General features: G+C 56.4%; 18 protein-coding genes and 1 pseudogene. 14 read left to right on the top strand and 5 right to left on the bottom strand.

The features are described 5' to 3' along the window. Positions 1–58: 58 nt before the first annotated feature. Positions 59–250 (bottom strand): annotated as a pseudogene (locus B5F12_RS02645) (manganese catalase family protein); the annotation flags it as partial. Further along, a complete protein-coding gene (locus B5F12_RS02640) occupies positions 250–702 on the bottom strand; it encodes a spore coat protein CotJB (protein WP_087230319.1) in 453 nt (150 codons plus the stop codon). The pseudogene B5F12_RS02645 and the gene B5F12_RS02640, both read right to left, overlap by 1 nt. Positions 703–860: 158 nt before the next feature. Here B5F12_RS02640 and scfA point away from each other — a divergent pair, with 158 nt between their 5' ends. From scfA to B5F12_RS11965, 14 genes are all read left to right on the top strand, one after another. Continuing rightward, the gene (gene scfA, locus B5F12_RS02635) at positions 861–1,004 is read left to right on the top strand and encodes a six-cysteine ranthipeptide SCIFF (RefSeq protein WP_087229878.1); all 144 of its coding nucleotides are present in this window, start codon (positions 861–863) and stop codon (positions 1,002–1,004) included. A 74-nt stretch (positions 1,005–1,078) separates the two neighbouring features. Continuing rightward, complete coding sequence (gene scfB, locus B5F12_RS02630; protein ID WP_087229874.1) at positions 1,079–2,440, top strand: thioether cross-link-forming SCIFF peptide maturase; 1,362 nt, start codon at positions 1,079–1,081, stop codon at positions 2,438–2,440. A gap of 207 nt (positions 2,441–2,647) precedes the next feature. Next, the gene (locus tag B5F12_RS02625; protein ID WP_143482311.1) at positions 2,648–3,187 is read left to right on the top strand and encodes a hypothetical protein; all 540 of its coding nucleotides are present in this window, start codon (positions 2,648–2,650) and stop codon (positions 3,185–3,187) included. Positions 3,188–3,286: 99 nt separating this feature from the next. Then, positions 3,287–3,787 carry a crossover junction endodeoxyribonuclease RuvC gene (gene ruvC / locus B5F12_RS02620; RefSeq protein ID WP_087229868.1) on the top strand — a complete coding sequence of 167 codons (501 nt, stop codon included), beginning with the start codon at positions 3,287–3,289 and terminating at the stop codon, positions 3,785–3,787. Positions 3,788–3,797: 10 nt separating this feature from the next. Continuing rightward, on the top strand, positions 3,798–4,400 hold the full coding sequence (gene ruvA, locus B5F12_RS02615) for a Holliday junction branch migration protein RuvA (protein WP_087229865.1): 603 nt from the start codon (positions 3,798–3,800) through the stop codon (positions 4,398–4,400). A 16-nt stretch (positions 4,401–4,416) separates the two neighbouring features. After that, on the top strand, positions 4,417–5,478 hold the full coding sequence (gene ruvB / locus B5F12_RS02610; RefSeq protein WP_087229862.1) for a Holliday junction branch migration DNA helicase RuvB: 1,062 nt from the start codon (positions 4,417–4,419) through the stop codon (positions 5,476–5,478). 100 nt (positions 5,479–5,578) lie between these two features. Beyond that, positions 5,579–6,169, top strand: a complete 591-nt coding sequence (locus tag B5F12_RS02605) for a sigma-70 family RNA polymerase sigma factor (RefSeq protein WP_087229859.1) — start codon at positions 5,579–5,581, stop codon at positions 6,167–6,169. A 65-nt stretch (positions 6,170–6,234) separates the two neighbouring features. Continuing rightward, positions 6,235–6,513 (top strand): zinc-ribbon domain containing protein, encoded by a 279-nt coding sequence (locus B5F12_RS02600; RefSeq protein ID WP_087229856.1) that lies wholly within the window; start codon positions 6,235–6,237, stop codon positions 6,511–6,513. Between the two features lie 227 nt (positions 6,514–6,740). Further along, positions 6,741–8,177 carry an adenylosuccinate lyase gene (gene purB / locus B5F12_RS02595; protein WP_087229853.1) on the top strand — a complete coding sequence of 479 codons (1,437 nt, stop codon included), beginning with the start codon at positions 6,741–6,743 and terminating at the stop codon, positions 8,175–8,177. A 37-nt stretch (positions 8,178–8,214) separates the two neighbouring features. Continuing rightward, positions 8,215–9,201: a 6-phosphofructokinase gene (gene pfkA / locus B5F12_RS02590; RefSeq protein WP_087229850.1), complete on the top strand. Its 987-nt coding sequence runs from the start codon at positions 8,215–8,217 to the stop codon at positions 9,199–9,201. A 145-nt stretch (positions 9,202–9,346) separates the two neighbouring features. After that, complete coding sequence (mgtA, locus tag B5F12_RS02585) at positions 9,347–12,001, top strand: magnesium-translocating P-type ATPase (protein WP_343286306.1); 2,655 nt, start codon at positions 9,347–9,349, stop codon at positions 11,999–12,001. A 17-nt stretch (positions 12,002–12,018) separates the two neighbouring features. Then, a complete protein-coding gene (locus B5F12_RS02580; protein ID WP_087229844.1) occupies positions 12,019–12,516 on the top strand; it encodes a helix-turn-helix domain-containing protein in 498 nt (165 codons plus the stop codon). Between the two features lie 207 nt (positions 12,517–12,723). Next, positions 12,724–15,489, top strand: coding sequence for a magnesium-translocating P-type ATPase (gene mgtA / locus B5F12_RS02575; RefSeq protein ID WP_087229841.1), 2,766 nt, complete (start codon positions 12,724–12,726; stop codon positions 15,487–15,489). 15 nt (positions 15,490–15,504) lie between these two features. Then, the gene (locus B5F12_RS11965; RefSeq protein WP_087229838.1) at positions 15,505–15,654 is read left to right on the top strand and encodes a hypothetical protein; all 150 of its coding nucleotides are present in this window, start codon (positions 15,505–15,507) and stop codon (positions 15,652–15,654) included. A 58-nt stretch (positions 15,655–15,712) separates the two neighbouring features. Here B5F12_RS11965 and B5F12_RS02565 read toward each other — a convergent pair whose 3' ends face one another. The 3 genes from B5F12_RS02565 to fba form a co-directional block, all read right to left on the bottom strand. Continuing rightward, on the bottom strand, positions 15,713–16,696 hold the full coding sequence (locus B5F12_RS02565; protein WP_242954869.1) for a Gfo/Idh/MocA family oxidoreductase: 984 nt from the start codon (positions 16,694–16,696) through the stop codon (positions 15,713–15,715). Positions 16,697–16,793: 97 nt separating this feature from the next. Next, the gene (locus B5F12_RS02560; protein WP_087229832.1) at positions 16,794–18,032 is read right to left on the bottom strand and encodes a 6-phosphofructokinase; all 1,239 of its coding nucleotides are present in this window, start codon (positions 18,030–18,032) and stop codon (positions 16,794–16,796) included. A gap of 43 nt (positions 18,033–18,075) precedes the next feature. After that, the gene (fba, locus tag B5F12_RS02555; RefSeq protein ID WP_087229829.1) at positions 18,076–19,041 is read right to left on the bottom strand and encodes a class II fructose-1,6-bisphosphate aldolase; all 966 of its coding nucleotides are present in this window, start codon (positions 19,039–19,041) and stop codon (positions 18,076–18,078) included. Positions 19,042–19,281 lie beyond the last annotated feature (240 nt).

Raw genomic sequence — 19,281 nt, 5'->3', positions numbered from 1 at the left:
TTTTTATTGCCTCGGCTGGCTGTGTGAACCTGCACCTTGCATGGTATCATTTTGACCCTTCTGTACCGATATCGGTGAGTAGCCCTTTCAGCTCTGGCCATGGCATGGAATACCGCTGGCTGAGATAGCGCAGGGAAGCACCCAGTTCGCCGTCTGGGCCGCCGTATTGACTGATAATCAGGGCAGCCAGCTTGGGATTGGTATTCTTGATACGCACGGGGTACTGTAGCTTTTTCTCATAGACAAACATCAGCGCATTCCTCCTTCCTGACGATACTCCCAGGGCCAGGGATCATTGAGCCAGGTGTACTGGTCCTGATTGGCCGCCGCCTGCTGGGTGAGTGGCCCATACATGGCCTCGTAACGGCGTCGGCCCTCCTTGGCCAGCTTGGCATACTCCCGGAAGAGGTCGAACGCCTCTTTGTCCTGGGGATGGGTGTCCAGATACAGGCCCAGCTCGGTGAGGACAAAACTCAAGGCCTGGAGCTCCAAGGCCCCAGTCTGGGCCGGAGTGGCCGCCACCGTGTTGATCTGGAAGGGCAGATTCAGGCCGGGAAACAGGGTGCCGTTGGCCAGAGCGTCCTGCTGGGAATAGGTCTGGCTCCCGTTCTGCTGAAACGGAACATAGGGGACCGCCAAGGGCGCGCAGGATGGGAGTGTCCCCATCCCGTCACCGCAGGGGCGGTTGGTGGGTTCGTTCATATTCAAAAGAATAGCCTCCTCAAACATTTTAGCATCACATGCCACATCATCCTATGCCATCCTCACCCAGGTTGACAGCCACCCGCAAAAACTGCATATTGAAATGCTGTGAAAACTGTGGTACAATGCCATTAAATAAGCTGAATGGAGGGATATCCATGACTCACGTCAAGACTCTCAACGGTGCTACTCTGAAGCAGAGCGCTGCTCACGGTGGCTGCGGCGAGTGCCAGACCTCTTGCCAGTCCGCTTGCAAGACTTCCTGCACTGTCGCCAATCAGAAGTGTGAGAACAATCACTAATCATTGATTAGACACCGGAAAGGGTGGGCCTTGTCCCACCCTTTTTCTGTGTGTTTGAAGGAGAACTAGTTATTATGGTACATACTTTTCACTGTTTGGATGCGAATATCGCGGTGGATGTGAACAGCGGTGCCGTGCATGTGCTGGACCAGACCGCTTACGACCTGCTGTCCCTGCTGGACGGCCCCATGGCAGAGCACTGCCCGGACGAGGTGGCCGCCAAGTTGCCCCAGTACGACCGCGAGTCTCTCAACTGCGCCTGGGACGATCTCTACCAGCTGCAGCAGCAGGGGCTTCTCTTCACGGACGATACCTACATCGACCCTGAGGCCGCTGTGCTCATGCAGAAGGACGCCCCCGTCAAGGCCCTGTGTCTCCACGTCTCCCACGACTGCAACCTGCGCTGCAAGTACTGCTTTGCCTCCACCGGCGACTTCGGTACCGGTCACCGCATGACCATGAATGTGGAGACTGCCAAGAAGGCCATTGACTTTGTCATCGCCCGCTCCGGCAAGCGCCACAACATCGAAGTGGACTTCTTCGGCGGCGAGCCCCTCATGGCCATGGACACCGTCAAGGCCACCGTGGACTACGCCCGTTCCCTGGAGAAGGAGCACAACAAGAACTTCCGGTTCACCATCACCACCAATGGCATTCTGCTGGACGATGAAACCATCGACTACATCAACGAGAACATGTCCAACGCTGTGCTCTCTCTGGATGGCCGTCCCGAGGTCAACGACAATATGCGCCCCACCGTCAACGGTAAGGGCAGCTACGATGTGATTCTCCCCAAGTTCCAGAAGCTGGTGGCTGGGCGCGGTGACAAGGACTACTACTTGCGTGGTACCTTCACCCGTCACAACCGGGACTTCGCCCAGGACGTCATCCACATCGCTGACCAGGGCTTCCGCAACGTGTCTGTGGAGCCTGTGGTGGGCGATGCCAAGTATGACTATACCTTCAAGGAGGAGGACCTGCCCGGCATCCTGGAGGAGTACGAGAACCTGGCCCGGGAGCTGCTGGACCGGGAGGACATTAACTTCTTCCACTTCAACGTGGACCTCACCCAGGGCCCCTGTGTCATCAAGCGCATGCGCGGTTGTGGCGCTGGCTGTGAGTATGTGGCCATCACCCCCGATGGCGACATCTATCCCTGCCACCAGTTTGTGGGCAAGGAAGAGTACAAGCTGGGCAACGTGTATGACAACACCTTTGACATGGACATCTCCCGGAAGTTTGCCGGGCTGAACATCTACACCCGCCCTGACTGTAAGGACTGCTGGGCCCGCTTCTATTGCAGCGGCGGCTGCTCCGCCTCTAATCTGGAGGTCAACGGGGACATGATGATTCCCAATCGGTTTGGCTGCGACATGCAGCGCAAGCGTCTGGAGTGCGCCATCGCCATGAAGGCCCACCGTGCCGGTATGGTCTAATTCCTTTTCAGGCTATCTCAATCGCCGCCCCTTTTCGTACAGGGGGCGGCGATTCTCTTTTGCATAGTTTCCCCTGGGATGCATAGGTTAGCAAGAGGTGATGAAACGATGACGCATCCCAAGCGGCTATATTCGCCACGAACATCCCGGGGACAGGGGAAACGGCGGGAGAGAGGCCCGCTCTTCTTTCTATGCATATTCTGCCTAGTGGGGGTACTGCTGGGCAGCATTTTTGCTGCGCTTGGGGGCCGTCATCCCCAGTTCTCCGACCAATTGACCAGCTATTTTCAGTCGGTGGCCCAGGGAACAGTTCCTCCCGTCTCCTTTTGGTCCACCGTCTGGGACATTCTCTGCTGGCCCTTGCTATTGGTGCTGCTGAGCTTTGGTCCTCCCGGCGTAGTGGGGGTACCATGCGTACTCCTCATCCGGTGCTTTCTCCTCAGCTATGCCTGCTCCAGCTTTGTGGCCATGTTCGGCCTCTCTGGTCTAGGATGGGGCGCTCTATTCTTCGGGGTCTCCGCCATCCTGGTGCTGCCTCTCACCCTGTATGTGGCAAAATGGTCGTTTACCAACGCCCTGCGCAAATGTATCCCCCAGGAGTCCTCGGCCAAACTCCTGCCTCCATGGTCTGCGCTGGTCTGCTGTGGGGCCCTGTTTGGTCTTTCCTACTTCCTGCAAGGGCATTTACTCCCATTCCTTCTCCCGGGGTTGTGCCAAAAGTTGCTCTCTCTGCTTCCCTTGGGCTGAAAACTCCATGGTACCCGGTACGCCCTTTCCCTTGCGGCTGGTGGCAAATTATGATACAATAGTTCGAGTAAATTTCCAGGGCAGGGGAGGGAGAATCGAGTGCGGATATTGGGGATTGACCCAGGCTATGCCATTGTGGGATTCGGCCTCATCGACTCCCAGCCTGGCAGACAACAGCTGGTGGCCTGCGGGGCCATCAACACCCCGGCAGGGGTGCGTCTGCCCGCCCGACTGTGGCAGATTGCCACAGACCTGGAGGAGCTGATTGGGCAGTTTCACCCGGAGGTTTTGGCGATTGAGGAGCTGTTCTTCAACCAAAACGTCACCACTGGCATCGGCGTGGCCCAGGCCAGAGGGGTGATTTTAATGACTGCAGAGAAATGTGGTCTGCCTGTGGTGGAGTATAACCCCTCCCAGGTCAAGCAGGCCGTGGTGGGATACGGCAAGGCGGAAAAACGGCAGGTGATGGAGATGACCCGAAAGTTACTTCACCTGGCCAGTGTGCCCAAGCCGGATGACGCCGCCGATGCGGTGGCCATCGCCCTGTGCCATGCCCGCAGCTGCACCTCGCTGCTGTCCCGATCTATGAACCATACCTAAGGAGCAAACTATGTTTTACTATCTCAACGGAACGGTGGCCCATATTGGCCCCTATCTGGCCGTCATTGACTGCGGCGGCGTGGGCTATGCCTGCCGCACCACCAACCATACTCTGACTGGTCTGACCCGCGGGGCACAGGCCAAGCTCTACACCTACCTCCACGTCCGGGAGGATATTTTTGAACTCTACGGATTTTCCACGGAGAGCGAGTTGTCCAGCTTCCAGATGCTCATTGGGGTGTCCGGTGTGGGCCCCAAGGCCGCTCTGGCCATTCTCTCCTCCAATACGCCGGAGGGACTGGCTATGGCCATCGTCTCGGAAAACGAGAAGGCCCTGACCTGCGCCCCTGGCATCGGAAAGAAGATCGCCCAGCGCATCATCCTGGAGCTCAAGGACAAGCTGTCCAAAGGGCAGCTCACCACCAGCAGCGGGGAAGCCTTTGCCGGCGGCGTGACCATCATTCCCGAAAACAAGACCAGCGAGGCCTCGGCGGCTCTGGCCGTCCTGGGGTACAGCCAACCGGAGATTGCCGCTGCGTTGAAGGGCCTGGATGTGGACCAGCTGACCTTGGAAGAGATCATCAAGCAGGCGCTCAAGCGCATGGTCCGCTAAATGAGGTGTGACAGATATGAGCATTGATTTTTCCAACCACGAATATGAAGGGTCGGACTTCGAGCCCCTGGTCAGCACCTCTCTGACGCGAGCGGACGATGGGGAGGCCTCTCTGCGGCCTCAGACCCTGGACCAGTACATCGGCCAATCCAAGGCCAAGGCCAACCTGGAGGTGTTCATCCAGGCGGCCAAAATGCGGGGCGAGCCCCTGGACCACGTGCTGCTCCACGGCCCCCCGGGCCTGGGCAAAACCACCCTCAGCGGCATCATCGCCAACGAGATGGGGGTACAGATCCGTATCACCTCCGGCCCCGCCATTGAAAAGCCGGGGGATTTGGCGGCTCTGCTCACCAACCTCCAGGAAAATGACATTCTGTTTGTGGACGAAATCCATCGGCTGAACCGCTCGGTGGAAGAAATTCTCTACCCAGCCATGGAAGACTACGCCATTGACATCATGATTGGCAAAGGCCCTTCCGCCAACTCTATCCGCCTGGACCTGCCTAAGTTCACCCTCATCGGCGCCACCACCCGGGCAGGGCAGCTGTCCGCCCCTCTGCGGGACCGCTTTGGCGTCACCCTCCGTCTGGAGCTGTACACCCCCGAAGAGCTCAGTGAAATTGTCACCCGTTCGGCCGGCATTCTCAATGTGCTCATCGAGCCAGACGGAGCCATGGAGATTGCCCGGCGCAGCCGGGGCACACCCCGTATCGCCAACCGGATGCTGCGGCGGGTGCGGGACTTCGCCCAGGTCACTGCCGGAGGCGTCATCACCCAGGGAGTAGCCGACCGGGCTTTGCAGGCGCTGGAGATTGACGCCCTGGGTCTGGACCAGATCGACCGCCGCATGCTGTTGAGCATCATTGAAAATTACAACGGCGGGCCTGTGGGCCTGGACACCTTGGCCGCCACCATCAACGAGGAGTCCGTCACCCTGGAGGATGTGTACGAGCCCTATCTGATGCAGCTGGGCTTTCTCACCCGCACGCCCCGGGGCCGCTGCGTCACCTATAAGGCCTTTGAACACCTGGGGTTGACACCACCCAACCGAGGAGAAATGGAACAACTTTCCTTTTGATTGCCGGGTTTTCCAGAACCTTTCCAGATGCTTTTTAGATTTTGCATAAAAATCATTGACAATCGCGCCAGTTTGTGATAAAAATAAACAAGGTTACAGTATGAAGGACATTGAGGAGTTGACAACAGAATATTCTGATGAGGCACTTTGTGCAAAGGCCAGAGAGGGCGATTTGACGGCTGAGGAAGTGTTGGTTCTGCGCTATCAGCGGCAGGTCCGCATCTGCGCCCGCCCCTTCTTTTTGGCAGGTGGCGACAGCGAGGATTTGATTCAGGAGGCCATGTTCGGACTGATCAAAGCCATCCGTGAATTTGACCCCAGTCGTGACGCTACCTTTCGCACCTTTGCCGACGTCTGCATTCGCAATCGCATTCGTTCCGCCGTTACCTCTGCATCCCGGGGGAAACACACACCTTTGAACGACAGCGTCCCCTTTGACTCCATTGAGGCAGAGAGCGGTTCCAGTCCGGAAGAGCTCTATATCTCCAGAGAGGAAGAGACGGAGCGGATGGAACAGCTCACCAAGTGTTTGTCTTGTCTTGAACGGCAGGTTTTGGCCCTGTTCCTGCAAGGACTCTCTTATCAGGAAATCAGTTGCCACGTCGGTCGCTCTGTGAAGTCTGTGGACAACGCAGTACAACGGATTCGACGAAAGGTTGCCCCATATTATGGCGATTTCAGCGAGAGCTGACGCAAATATTACAGTCCCAGCAGAGGCATTTCCCGGTTCTGGGCATCAAAAGAGAGGGTATTTCCATGTACGAAGACAAGACTTTAGTATGCAAAGAGTGTGGCCAGGAGTTCGTGTTCACTGCCGGTGAGCAGGAGTTCTACGCTGAGCGCGGCTTCCAGAATGAGCCCCAGCGCTGCAAGGCCTGCCGCGACGCTCGCAAGGCTGCCGCCCGTGGTCCCCGTGAGTACTTCACCGCCACCTGCGCCGCTTGTGGCCGTGAGGCGAAGGTTCCCTTTGAGCCCAAGTCCGATCGCCCTGTTTACTGCAGCGAGTGCTTTGCCAAGATGCGTGAAGAGGGCTAAGCCTCTATCTTTGTTGCATCCAAACGGAGTTGCCTTCTCGGCAACTCCGTTTTTATTTGTCCAGTTCATGGTAACGTTTTTCTAAGGACGTCTTGTTCCGGTTGTCGAACTGTGATATAATGCTATCATTACGGGACATTGAAATGATAGCCGTTTTTTGTTCCTGAACGAAGTGGGGAATCCAAGGTTTTTCCCTGCTCATATCCAATAAGGGGGTTCTTTTCACCGTGAACAAATCTATTTACGAAAGTCCTCTCTCGTCTCGCTATGCCAGTGATGAGATGCAGTACATCTTCTCTCCGGACAAGAAGTTCTCCACATGGCGCAAGCTGTGGGTGGCGCTGGCTCGGGCCGAGATGGAGCTGGGCCTGCCCGTGACTCAGGAGCAAATTCAGGAGATGGAGGCCCACCTGACCGACATCGACTATGACCTGGCCGCTCAGAAGGAGAAGGAGCTGCGCCACGACGTCATGGCTCACATTCATACCTTCGGCACCCTGTGCCCCAAGGCCATGCCCATTATCCACTTGGGGGCCACCAGCTGCTATGTGGGCGACAACACCGATGTGATCATCATGCGGGAAGGCCTGGAGCTGATTCGCGACAAGCTGGTGCGGGTGCTGTCCAACCTGTCCCAGTTCGCTTTGAAATACAAGGCTCTGCCCACCCTGGGCTTTACCCACTTCCAGGCCGCTCAGCTGGTCACGGTGGGCAAGCGCGCCACTCTGTGGATGAACGAGCTGCTCATGGACCTGGAGGAGATCGAGTACCGCATCGCCAACCTGAAGCTGCTGGGCTGCAAGGGCACCACCGGAACTCAGGCCTCCTTCCTGGAGCTGTTTGAAGGGGACCACGAGAAGTGCAAGGAGCTGGACCGCCGCATCGCCAAGGAGATGGGCTTCGAGGCCTCCGTCCCCGTATCCGGCCAGACCTACTCCCGGAAGGTGGACTCCGCCATCGTCTCCACCCTCTCCGGTATCGCCCAGTCCGCCAGCAAGTTTGCCACCGACGTGCGTCTCCTGTGCCACCTCAAGGAGGTGGAGGAGCCCTTCGAGAGCAAGCAGATCGGCTCTTCTGCCATGCCCTATAAGCGCAACCCCATGCGCTGCGAGCGCATCTGCGCTCTGGCCCGCTATGTAATGGCCGACGTAATGAACCCCACCTTCACCGCTGCCACCCAGTGGTTTGAGCGCACTCTGGACGACTCCGCCAACAAGCGCATCTCCGTGCCCGAGGCCTTCCTGGCTGTGGACGCCATTCTCAACATCTACGAGAACGTGTCCGCCGGCCTGGTGGTCCACGAGAAGGTGATTGAGAAGCACATCCTGGAGGAGCTGCCCTTTATGGCCAGCGAGAACATCATGATGGACGCCGTGAAGAAGGGCGGCGACCGTCAGGAGCTCCACGAGCGCATCCGCGTCCACGCCCTGGAAGCTGGCCGCAATGTGAAGGACCTGGGCCTGAACAACAACCTCATCGACCTCATTGCAGAAGATCCCCTCTTCGGCATGAGCCGGGAGGAGCTGGTGGCCCACATGGAGCCTTCCCGCTACATTGGCCGCTGCCCCCAGCAGGTGGAGGATTTCATTGCTGAGTGCATCACCCCCGTACTGGGGGCCCATTCTCAGGCTCTGACTGGAGTTCACACCGAACTCAAGGTTTAATTTCACGCATCAATTTTATATTTTGGGAGGAATGAACATGGATACAGCAGTGCATCGTATCGGCGTATTTACCAGCGGCGGAGACGCTCCCGGCATGAATGCCGCCATCCGCGCCGTTGTCAGAACGTCCCTGCACATGGGAATTGAGTGTATCGGCATTCGTCGTGGCTATCACGGCCTTATCAACGGCGATTTTGCCCGTCTGGATTTTGAAAGCGTCAGCGATATCTCCCGTCGGGGTGGTACCATTCTGTACTCCGCCCGCAGCCTGGAGTTCAAGGAGCCTGCCGGCCGTGAGAAGGCCCTGGCCACCTGTAAGCTTCTGGGCCTGGATGCCCTGGTGGGTATCGGCGGCGACGGTACCTTCCGTGGTCTGCTGACCCTGGCTGAGAGCGGCATCTCTGTCATCGGTATCCCCGGTACCATCGACAATGATATCGCCTGTTCCTCCTACACCATCGGCTACGACACCGCCTGCAACACCGCTCTGGAGAGCATCGACCGTCTCCGTGACACCATGAAGTCTCACGAGCGCTGCTCTGTGGTGGAGGTCATGGGCCACCGGGCCGGACACCTGGCCGTGGCCGTCGGCATTTCCTGCGGTGCCACCGTGGTGCTGGTCCCTGAGCAGCCCGTGGACTTCCAGCGGGACGTCATCACCCCCATCCGTCAGGCCCGTCTGGGTGGCCGCACCCACTTCATGGTCATCGTGGCCGAGGGCGTGCCCGGCGGCGGCTACGGCGTGGCCCAGCAGATCAAGGAGTACACCGCTTTGGACACCCGTGTCACCGTGTTGGGTCACGTCCAGCGCGGCGGCTCTCCCACCGCCCGTGACCGTATGGTAGCCACTAACATGGGTTATCATGCTGTCCGCCTCCTGGCCGAGGGCAAGACCTGCCGTGTGGTGGCCATGAACGGGGACGACATTGTGGACTACGACATCAACGAAGCCCTGGGCATGAAGAAGGAAATTGACGAGGGCAGCCTGTGCATGCTCCGTGACCTCACCGGCGTCCACGGCTAATTCATTCAACGATTGATAAAATAGCCTCAAGCCACAGGTTTGGCTTGAGGCTATTTTTTCGCTACGGTGCAAAACAAGGAAAAAGCAAGATTTCCAACTGGCCATTCTATGGTATGATAGACCAGACCACATGGAGGTGAGGCAAGTGAAAGGGGATCGAACCATTCACCCACGTGTACTGGATTATGCATATACCGGAACCGATGTACTGTACAAAGAGTTTCACATTTCCCAACAGGGGTACAGCGACGAGCAGGTAGAGGCCAGTCGCGGACAATATGGTAAAAACATTTTGTCCGGCCGGGCATCGGACACGGTGCTCTATCGTTTGCGCCGTGCCTTTATCAACCCGTTTTCCATCATTCTGTTTGTCTTGGCGGCCATCTCCCTGGTGACCGATGTGTTTCTGGCCTCCAACTTCAGCCGAAATTTTACTACTGTGACCCTCATTGTGAGTATGCTGCTCATCAGCGGGGTGGTACGGTTTACTCAGGAACTGCGGGCAAAACGTGTGGCAGATCACCTCACCAAGATGATCGCCTCAAACGTCTTAGTGCTTCGGAATGGGCAGTGGGTCAGGTTGCCATCCACACAATTGGTAGTGGGGGATACCGTTCGCCTGGTTGCAGGAGATCGGGTCCCGGCAGACCTCCGTCTCACAGATGTAAAGGACCTCTTTGTCTCCCAATCCGTCCTGACGGGCGAGAGCACCATTCTGGAGAAACACGCAAAAACACTCCCCCAGGGGAAAGCCCACTCCTATGCAGAGTACAGCAACCTGGCCTTTATGGGCTCCTCTGTCATCGGAGGCACTGGAGAAGGCGTGGTCCTAGCCGTGGGTCCGGATACCGTCTACGGCGGTTTCTCCAGCTCAGAGACAAGCCGCAACAACCGATTTGACCGGGGGGCCAATTCCATCGCGCGGGTCCTGATTCATTTCATGGTCGCTCTGGTCCCCGTGGTTTTTATCGCCTGTGGCGCCACCAAGGGCAACTGGCTCTCTGCATTCCTGTTTGCCCTATCTGTGGCCGTGGGTCTGACTCCGGAACTGCTCCCCATGGTCATCAACGCCTGTCTGGCCAAAGGCAGCTCTGCCATGGGCAAAAAGCAGACGGTGGTGAAAAACATCAATGCCATGCAGGGCTTTGGCAGTATGGATGTGCTCTGTGTAGATAAAACCGGAACCCTGACCGGAGACCGCATTGCCCTGGAGTATTATATGGACGTGCTGGGCAACGAAAGCCAGCAGGTGCTGGACTTTGCCTATTTGAACAGCCTGTACCATACCGGAGTGCGCAATCATCTGGATGATGCCATTCTCACATGTCGGAATATGCCGGGGCATGGTGACCATTTTCAAGCATTGGAAGCGGAGTACAGAAAGCTGGACGAGTTTCCCTTTGACTACGACCGGAAGCTGGCCAGCATTCTGGTAAAACAGGGGGAGGAGAAGTTGCTCCTGGTCAAGGGTAGTATTGACGCTGTGTGTTCTCGGTGCAGCCACGTGGAGTATCGAGGCCAGCGCAGCGTCATGGGTACAGATGGCCTTACCAGCGTCCGTGCCATTGTGGACGAAATGCTGGAGGACGGCATGAAAGTCCTGGCCATCGCCTATAAGCCCTTGGGCCATGAGAGCCTGGAAACGGTAGATGAGCAAGGCCTCATTCTCCTGGGCTATCTGGCCTTTTTCGACGCCCCCAAACATACCGCTGCCGCCGCCATCCAAGCATTACAGGACCACCACGTGGGTATTCGGGTGCTGACTGGCGATCAAAAAAGTGTGGCAGTCTCCATATGCCGCAGGCTTGGCATTGACGCCACCGAGACCTTGACGGGAGCAGAGCTGGAGGAATTGGGTGACAACGAGCTCCCCATCAAAATTGAACGCACCACCGTCTTTGCAGAGCTGTCCCCCAAACAGAAAGTACAGATTGTACAGACCCTACAGACCAATGGACATACTGTGGGATTCCTGGGGGACGGCATGAATGACTTGCCCGCCATTGTGGAATCGGATGTAGGTATTTCGGTGGATACAGCTGCTGACGCGGTCAAGGAAGGCGCCGATGTCATCCTTCTAAAAAAAGACCTCAACGTGCTGGAGGCAGGCATTCAGGAGGGGCGGAAAGCCTTTTCCAACGTATCCAAATACATCAAGATTACGGCCTCCTCCAATTTTGGAAACATCTTTTCCATCGTGATCGCCAGCGTATTCCTGCCCTTTTTCCCCATGACCTCGGTGCAGCTGTTGCTGCTAAACCTGCTCTATGATATGTTGTGTCTGGTCCTCCCGTGGGACAACGTGGATGAGGAAGCCTGTGCCCAGCCGCTGGAATGGTCTGGGCGCACACTGGGCCGTTTCATGCGTTTTTTTGGCCCTATCAGTTCTATTTTCGATCTTGTGACCTTTGCCTTCCTGCTCTTTGTACTCTGTCCCACCGTCTGCCATGGAAGTTTTGTTTCTCTGGCAGGGAGCGAGGAGCAGCTTCGATTTATCGCCCTATTTCAAACGGGATGGTTTTTGGAGTCCATGTGGACACAGGTCTTGATTTTGCACCTACTCCGTACCAAAAAAGTGCCGCTGCTCCAGAGCAGGCCTTCCCGTCCTGTGATGTTGGTCACCACTCTGGGCATTCTGTTTTTCACCATTTTGACCTTCACCCCCATGGGGCACCTCATCGGATTGACTGCGCTGCCCATCCCTTATTTCATCTTCCTGGTGGTGGTGGTCCTGCTGTACCTGTTGCTGGTCACATGGGCAAAAAGCTTCTATATCAAGAAGTACCGTGAACTACTTTGAGAAAGGAGGAGTCTGGAATGAAAAAGAACATCGGTTTTATCGCTCTGGATTTCTCCCTCACCAAGTGGCTGACGGAAAAGCTTCGCACCTCCGCACCAGATACTCCTGCCGCCAAGGAACTGCTGGAAGGTCTGACCGATTTGATGGATGGCCGGACAAGCTCTCTGATGGTGGAGATAGGAGAGTCCGACTCTGTTATTCCTTCCATCGAAACCATCCAATGCGGCGCGCTCTCCATCGACCTGAGACTGCGGCGGGTGAGACGGGACGACACCGAGATCTCCCTGACCCCCAAGGAGTTTGACATTCTCTATTTCCTAGCTCGCAACCGGGGCGAGGTGTTCACCAAGGAACAGATCTATCAGGCCGTATGGGAACATGATTATCTGATGGATGACAGCAACATCATGGCATTTATCCGAAAACTCAGAAAGAAGATTGAGCCTAACCCGGATGCACCGGAGTATATCCTGACCATTTGGGGCATTGGGTACAAGTTTAACGACAAACTCTAACCGCCTATTCTGACCAAATCGCAAGGAAATCGCAAGGTTTTGACCATGGGATTCTCCTTGCGATTTTTTATACTTACGGAGAAAGAGAGGTGAACGACATGGACTCTGACGATCATACGCGAAGGCTTGGCACGGCATGTGGGACCCGGAGTCCCATGTCTACACATGTCTGTCTTTGCCTTGATTCTATGCAAGGAGGTAAGACCAATGCACCTGAAAGAAAAATCCATGGCGGTCCGTCCCACCGCCGAGAGAGACAACGCCCGTAAACAGCAAAATCGCCGCATCCAAGATGCGGCAACCACTTCCAACAAACATGTCCTGATGAACCTACAAGCCGCCCTGTGCGGCTTGGACGAGGAGACGGTGATTCACCACCGCAGCCAATACGGCAACAACAAAGTGACCCATGAAAAGAAGAAATCCCTGGCCAAACGGCTGGCCGGCGCTTTCATCAATCCCTTCACCGCCATTTTGTTCTGCTTGGCCCTGGTATCCACCCTGACCGATATGATTTTCCCCTATTTCTCCCTGTTGGGCAGCACACCGGAGGATTTCGATTGTCTGACGGTGGTGATGATTCTCACCATGGTGCTGATTTCCGGTACCCTTCGGTTTGTACAGGAATCCAGGAGCGGCAACGCAGCGGAGAAGCTTCTGGCCATGATCACCACCACCTGCACCGTCACCCGCAGGGGACAGGAAAAGGCGGAGATTCCCATGGATGATCTTGTGGTGGGGGACATCGTGCATCTGTCCGCCGGCGATATGATTCCCGCAGATGTGCGTATTCTGGAGGCCAAGGATTTGTTTGTCAGCCAGGCCAGCCTCACCGGTGAAAGCGAGCCGGTGGAAAAGACCCCTCATGTATGTGACGCCGCAGAGAGCATCACGGATTATACCAACATCGCTTTCATGGGCAGCAATGTGGTCTCCGGCAGCGCCACCGCTGTGGCCGTCTGCGTAGGTGACCACACCCTGTTTGGCTCCATGGCCTCCGCCGTGGCAGGCGAGGCGGTAGAGACCAGCTTCACCAAGGGTGTGAACGCCGTCTCCTGGGTGCTTATCCGATTTATGCTCATTATGGTCCCCCTGGTATTCTTCATCAACGGCATCACCAAGGGAGACTGGTTGGACGCCTTTTTGTTCGGTATCTCCATCGCCGTGGGTCTGACCCCGGAGATGCTGCCCATGATCGTCACCACCTGCCTGGCCAAGGGGGCGGTGTCCATGAGCAAGAAGCAGACCATTGTGAAAAATCTCAACTCCATTCAAAACTTTGGGGCCATGGATATTCTGTGCACCGATAAGACCGGGACTTTGACCCAAGATCAAGTGGTGCTGGAATATCACCTGAACATCAACGGCGAGGACGACACCCGTGTCCTGCGCCACGCCTATCTCAACAGCTATTTCCAGACCGGCTATAAGAACTTGATGGACCTGGCCATCATCCACAAGACCGAGGAAGCCGAGGCAGAGGACCCCCGGCTGGTGGACTTGTCGGAACACTATGTGAAGGTGGATGAAATTCCCTTTGACTTCACGCGCCGTCGGTTGACCACCGTGGTGCAGGACCAGACAGGGAAGACCCAGATGGTGACGAAGGGTGCTGTAGAAGAAATGCTCTCCGTCTGCACCTTTGCAGAGTATGACGGCGGCGTGCAGCCGCTGACCGATGAGGTGCGTCGCCACATTCTCCAGACCGTAGACAGCCTCAACGACAAGGGCTTCCGTGTGCTGGCCATTGCTCAAAAGAGCAATCCTTCTCCTGTGGGTGCGTTCGGCGTCAAAGACGAGTGCGACATGGTTCTGATGGGATATCTGGCCTTTTTGGACCCACCCAAGGAGTCCACAGCAGACGCCATCCAAGCGCTAAAAGACCACGGTGTGACCACCAAGATTCTCACCGGGGACAACGACAAAGTGACCCGCACCATCTGCAAACAGGTGGGCATCAAAGTGCGCAATATGCTCCTAGGCTCTGATTTGGAGAAGATGAGCGATGCCGAACTGGCCAAAGCAGCCGAATCCACCGACGTGTTCGCCAAGCTGACTCCCGAGCAAAAGGCCCGTGTAGTCTCCATTCTCCGGCAAAACGGCCACACCGTGGGCTTTATGGGGGATGGTATCAACGATGCTGCGGCCATGAAGTCTGCCGACATCGGAATCTCCGTTGATACCGCCGTGGATGTGGCAAAGGAATCTGCTGACATCATTCTGCTGGAAAAAGACCTGATGGTCTTGGAGCAGGGCATCATCGAGGGGCGCAAAACCTACGCCAACATGATCAAGTACATCAAAATGACCGCCTCTTCCAACTTCGGCAACATGTTCTCGGTGCTGGCAGCTTCTGCGCTGCTGCCATTCCTGCCCATGATGAGCGTGCACCTGATCTTTTTAAATCTGATCTATGACTTGTCCTGCACCGCCATTCCCTGGGACAATGTGGACGAGGAGTTTATCGCCAAGCCCCGGAAATGGGACGCCTCCAGCGTGGGCAACTTCATGCTCTGGATTGGGCCCACCAGTTCCATTTTCGACTTTACCACTTATCTGTTTATGTACTTCGTCTTCTGTCCCATGTTTATTTCCGGTGGCGTGCTGTTCAACGATCTGCCCGCACATTTCAGCGGGGCAGAACTGGCCCTGATGCAGGCCAAGTATATCGGACTGTTCCAGGCTGGTTGGTTTGTGGAATCCATGTGGAGCCAGACCTTGGTCATTCACATGATTCGCACCCCAAAGCTGCCCTTTCTTCAGAGCCGTGCTTCCGCTCCCTTGACCCTTCTGACCCTGACGGGTATCACCGTGCTCACCGTCATTCCCTTTGCCCCGCTGGGAGCCGCTCTGGGGTTTGTGGCGCTGCCTGCCGCCTACTTCGCCTATCTGATTCCGTGCATTCTCCTCTACATGATTTTGGCCACCAGTCTCAAAAAGGCCTATGTGCGGCACTACGGTGAATTGTTATAAGAACGGAGGAATATCATGATGAACTGGGCAAACCTGTGGATGGACGTATTTGGAACCACTTCTCTTTGGGGCATTGACATGGGATTTTGGGTCGCCATTGGCGTGGTGTTTCTCATTGTCATCTTGATGAATGTGGTGTTCTGGTCCATGAAGCCTCAAAAATAAACGAATCTATGAAAATCCCTCCGATGTAGTGCTAACTACACCGGAGGGGTTTTCTGTCTTATTCAAAGGGGTAGTGCACACCCATCTGATGGCGAATCTCGTCCATCAGCTCCATCATATGCACGGTATCCTGATGAGGCATGGAGGGGCACTCCATCGCTCCCACCTCAATACAGCGGGCTGCCTCCACCACCTCATACTCATAGCCAGTGAGCTGAGCAGGGCAGGGGTGATGCTCTACTTGCTGGTACTGGGCGTCATAGACGGTGATGGACTGGGGATTGTTGATATTCTCTACCACAGCAAAGCCACGGGTACCGTAGATGACTCCCATCCGGTCAGAGACACAGTTGGCCCCGGCGTTCAATACTGCCATCTTTCCATCCTTCCACGTCAGGGTCATGCTGTCCTGGAGGTCCACTCCCTTGTCCGAGAGGACGCCCACAGCATGGACCTGGTCCGGGGCACCAAACACCATCTCGGCAAAGTTCAAGGGATAAATCCCCACATCCAGCAAGGCACCTCCGGCCAAGGCAGGCTCCACAATGCGCTCTTTTCCCATGATCTCATAGCCCAGGTTGGCGGTAAGCATTCGGGGCTCTCCAATGACACCGGAGTTCACCACCTGAGAGATGATCTCCCGCATAGGCTGGTATCTGGTCCAGATGGCCTCGGTGAGCAGCAGGCCCTTGTCTTTGGCCCGCTGGAGCATCTCTCGCGTCTGCTGGGCATTGGCGGCAAAGGCCTTCTCGCACAGAACATGCTTTCCTTGCTCCAGGCACATCATGACATGCTGATAATGATGAGAGTGAGGGGTGGCCACATACACCAGCTGGACTTGCTGGTCCTGGAGCATCTCCTCATAGCTGCCGTAGGCCCGCTCTACGCCGTGGGTATCGGCAAACTGCTGGGCCCGTTCCAAATCCCGGGCTGCCACAGCATACAGGGAGACGGCATGGTTTCCCGCCTGATTCATGCGGTTGATGGTCTCCGCCATGGTTGCGGCAATACGGCCAGCTCCCAAAATAGCCATATGAAGCATCTTTTTCATCTCCTTCGGAACATAAAAAATGATGAGGAATTACATCACTGTAATTCCTCATCATCATAGCACAAAGTAGGGAAGAGGTCTACTCTTCTTACTTGCTGGCCAGAACCTTCTTCAGACGGGCGAAGCGGGGCAGACCGTGCTCGGTGGCGCGGGTGTTCTCACCCTGGATCAGGGGCAGGGCGTAGTCGATGAAGCCCTGGTTGATGCCGTTGCCAGCCTCGTTGATCCACTCCAGGGGCACCTTCTTCTCGAAGTTGGCCACCTCAGAGAGGTTGAACAGCTTGGTCTTGCACTCATAGCCGTTCTCACGGGAGCACTCGAAGCCCACCATCTTATCGGTCTCGCCGGCCACAGCAGCCTCCACGGCGGTCTTACCAGCCAGGAAGGACTCCTGAATGTCGGTCTGAGAAGCCAGGTGAGCGCCGCAGCGCTGCAGCAGGGACAGCTCGATGCCACGGACCTTGGCGCCGGTGCGCTCCTTGACGATGTTGGCCAGCATAGCAGCCAGACCGCCCAGCTGAGCGTGACCGAAACCGTCGGTAGCGGAGGTCTTAGCCTCGGAAACGAAGGAGCCGTCAGCATAGTGGATGCCCTCGGAGACAGCCACGATGCAGTTGCCGTTCTTCTCGTAGATGGAGGTGACGTCGGCCAGGAACTTGTCCATGTCGAAGTCCACCTCAGGAACGTAGATCAGGTCGGGAGCGCAGCCCACGACGCCAGCCAGAGCGGCAGCGGCAGTCAGCCAGCCAGCGTGACGGCCCATGATCTCGATGATGGTGACCATGCCGGTGTCGTACACACGAGCATCCTTGTACACCTCAGCGCAGGAAGTAGCGATGTACTTGGCAGCGGAGGCGAAGCCGGGGCAGTGGTCGGTGCCGAACAGATCGTTGTCGATGGTCTTGGGCACGCCCATGACGCGGCACTCATAGCCGGACTTTGCCATGAAGCGGCTGACCTTGGAGCAGGTGTCCATGGAGTCGTTACCACCGTTGTAGAAGAAGTAACGCACGTCGTACTTCTTGAAGATCTCCAGAATCCGCTTGTAGTCGGTGTCGTCCACATCGGGATCGGCGATCTTGTAGCGGCAGGAACCCAGCTCGGAAGAGGGAGTGTTCAGCAGCAGCTCCAGCTCGTGAGCGTCCTCCTGGCTCATGTCATACAGACGATCGTTGAGAACGCCCTTGATGCCGTGAGCAGCGCCGTACACGGCGGTAATGTTGGGGTTATCCAGAGCGGTGCGAATGACACCGTATGCGCTGGCATTGATCACGGAGGTAGGACCGCCGGACTGACCAATGATACATGCGCCTTTCAGTTGAGACATGTTTGAATCCTCCTAATGTTGTGATGCGTTTGAAACGCGCTGATTAGGCCTTGCCGTCGCAGCCCAGGACGTTGATCAGCTTGTGCTTGACCAGCTCCTTGATGTTGGCGCGGGCGGGCTTCAGGTACTCGCGGGGGTCAAACTTGTCGGGGTGCTCAGCGAAGAACTTACGGATGGTGCCGGTCATGGCCAGACGCAGGTCAGAGTCAATGTTGATCTTACACACAGCGCCGCGGGCGGCCTGACGCAGCTGCTCCTCGGGGATACCAACGGCATCGGGCATCTTGCCGCCGTTCTCGTTGATCATCTTCACATACTCCTGAGGCACGGAAGAAGAGCCGTGGAGAACGATGGGGAAGCCGGGCAGACGACGGACGACCTCGTCCAGGATGTCGAAGCGCAGGGGAGGGGGAACCAGCTCGCCCTTCTCGTTGCGGGTGCACTGAGCAGCGGTGAACTTGTAAGCGCCGTGGCTGGTGCCGATGGCGATGGCCAGAGAGTCGCAGCCGGTCTTGGAGACGAACTCCTCAACTTCCTCGGGACGGGTGTAGTGAGAGTCCTCGGCGGAAACCTGGACCTCGTCCTCCACGCCAGCCAGAGCGCCCAGCTCGGCTTCGACCACAACACCGTGATCATGAGCATATTCCACAACACGCTTGGTCAGCTCAATGTTCTCAGCGAAGGGCTTGGAAGAGGCGTCGATCATGACGGAGGTGAAGCCGCCGTCGATGCAGCTCTTGCAGGTCTCGAAGCTGTCGCCGTGATCCAGGTGCAGAGCGATGGGCAGGCCAGTCTCGATGATGGCAGCCTCAACCAGCTTCACCAGGTAGGTGTGGTTGGCGTAAGCACGAGCGCCCTTGGAAACCTGAAGAATCAGGGGAGCGTTAACCTCCTTGGCGGCCTCGGTGATGCCCTGAACGATCTCCATGTTGTTGACGTTGAAAGCACCAATTGCATACCCACCATCGTATGCCTTTTTGAACATCTCGGTAGTAGTGACCAGTGGCATTTGAATCAACTCCTTAGTAGAATTAATTGGTCTTGCACTTCATCATTTTAACAGCGTTCGCCCCAAATTGCAAGGTATCAAGCCATCTTTTTTAAGACAAATTATATACACCACCCCAATACCCTTTGTGCGAAGTGCCAAAGCAGCAGGAGATAGGCTCACTTTTTCTTGCACCGATCTCCCAAAGGGTTGAGTTGGGCAGCCTGACGCATGGCCTCGCTGTCCACATGAGTGTAGATC

Origin of the sequence: Pseudoflavonifractor sp. An176 (assembly GCF_002160435.1) — a bacterium.
GTDB classification, from domain to species: domain Bacteria; phylum Bacillota; class Clostridia; order Oscillospirales; family Oscillospiraceae; genus Enterenecus; species Enterenecus faecium.
The sequence above is the reverse complement of the archived record's forward strand: the minus strand, read 5'-3'. Positions and strand labels throughout refer to the sequence as shown.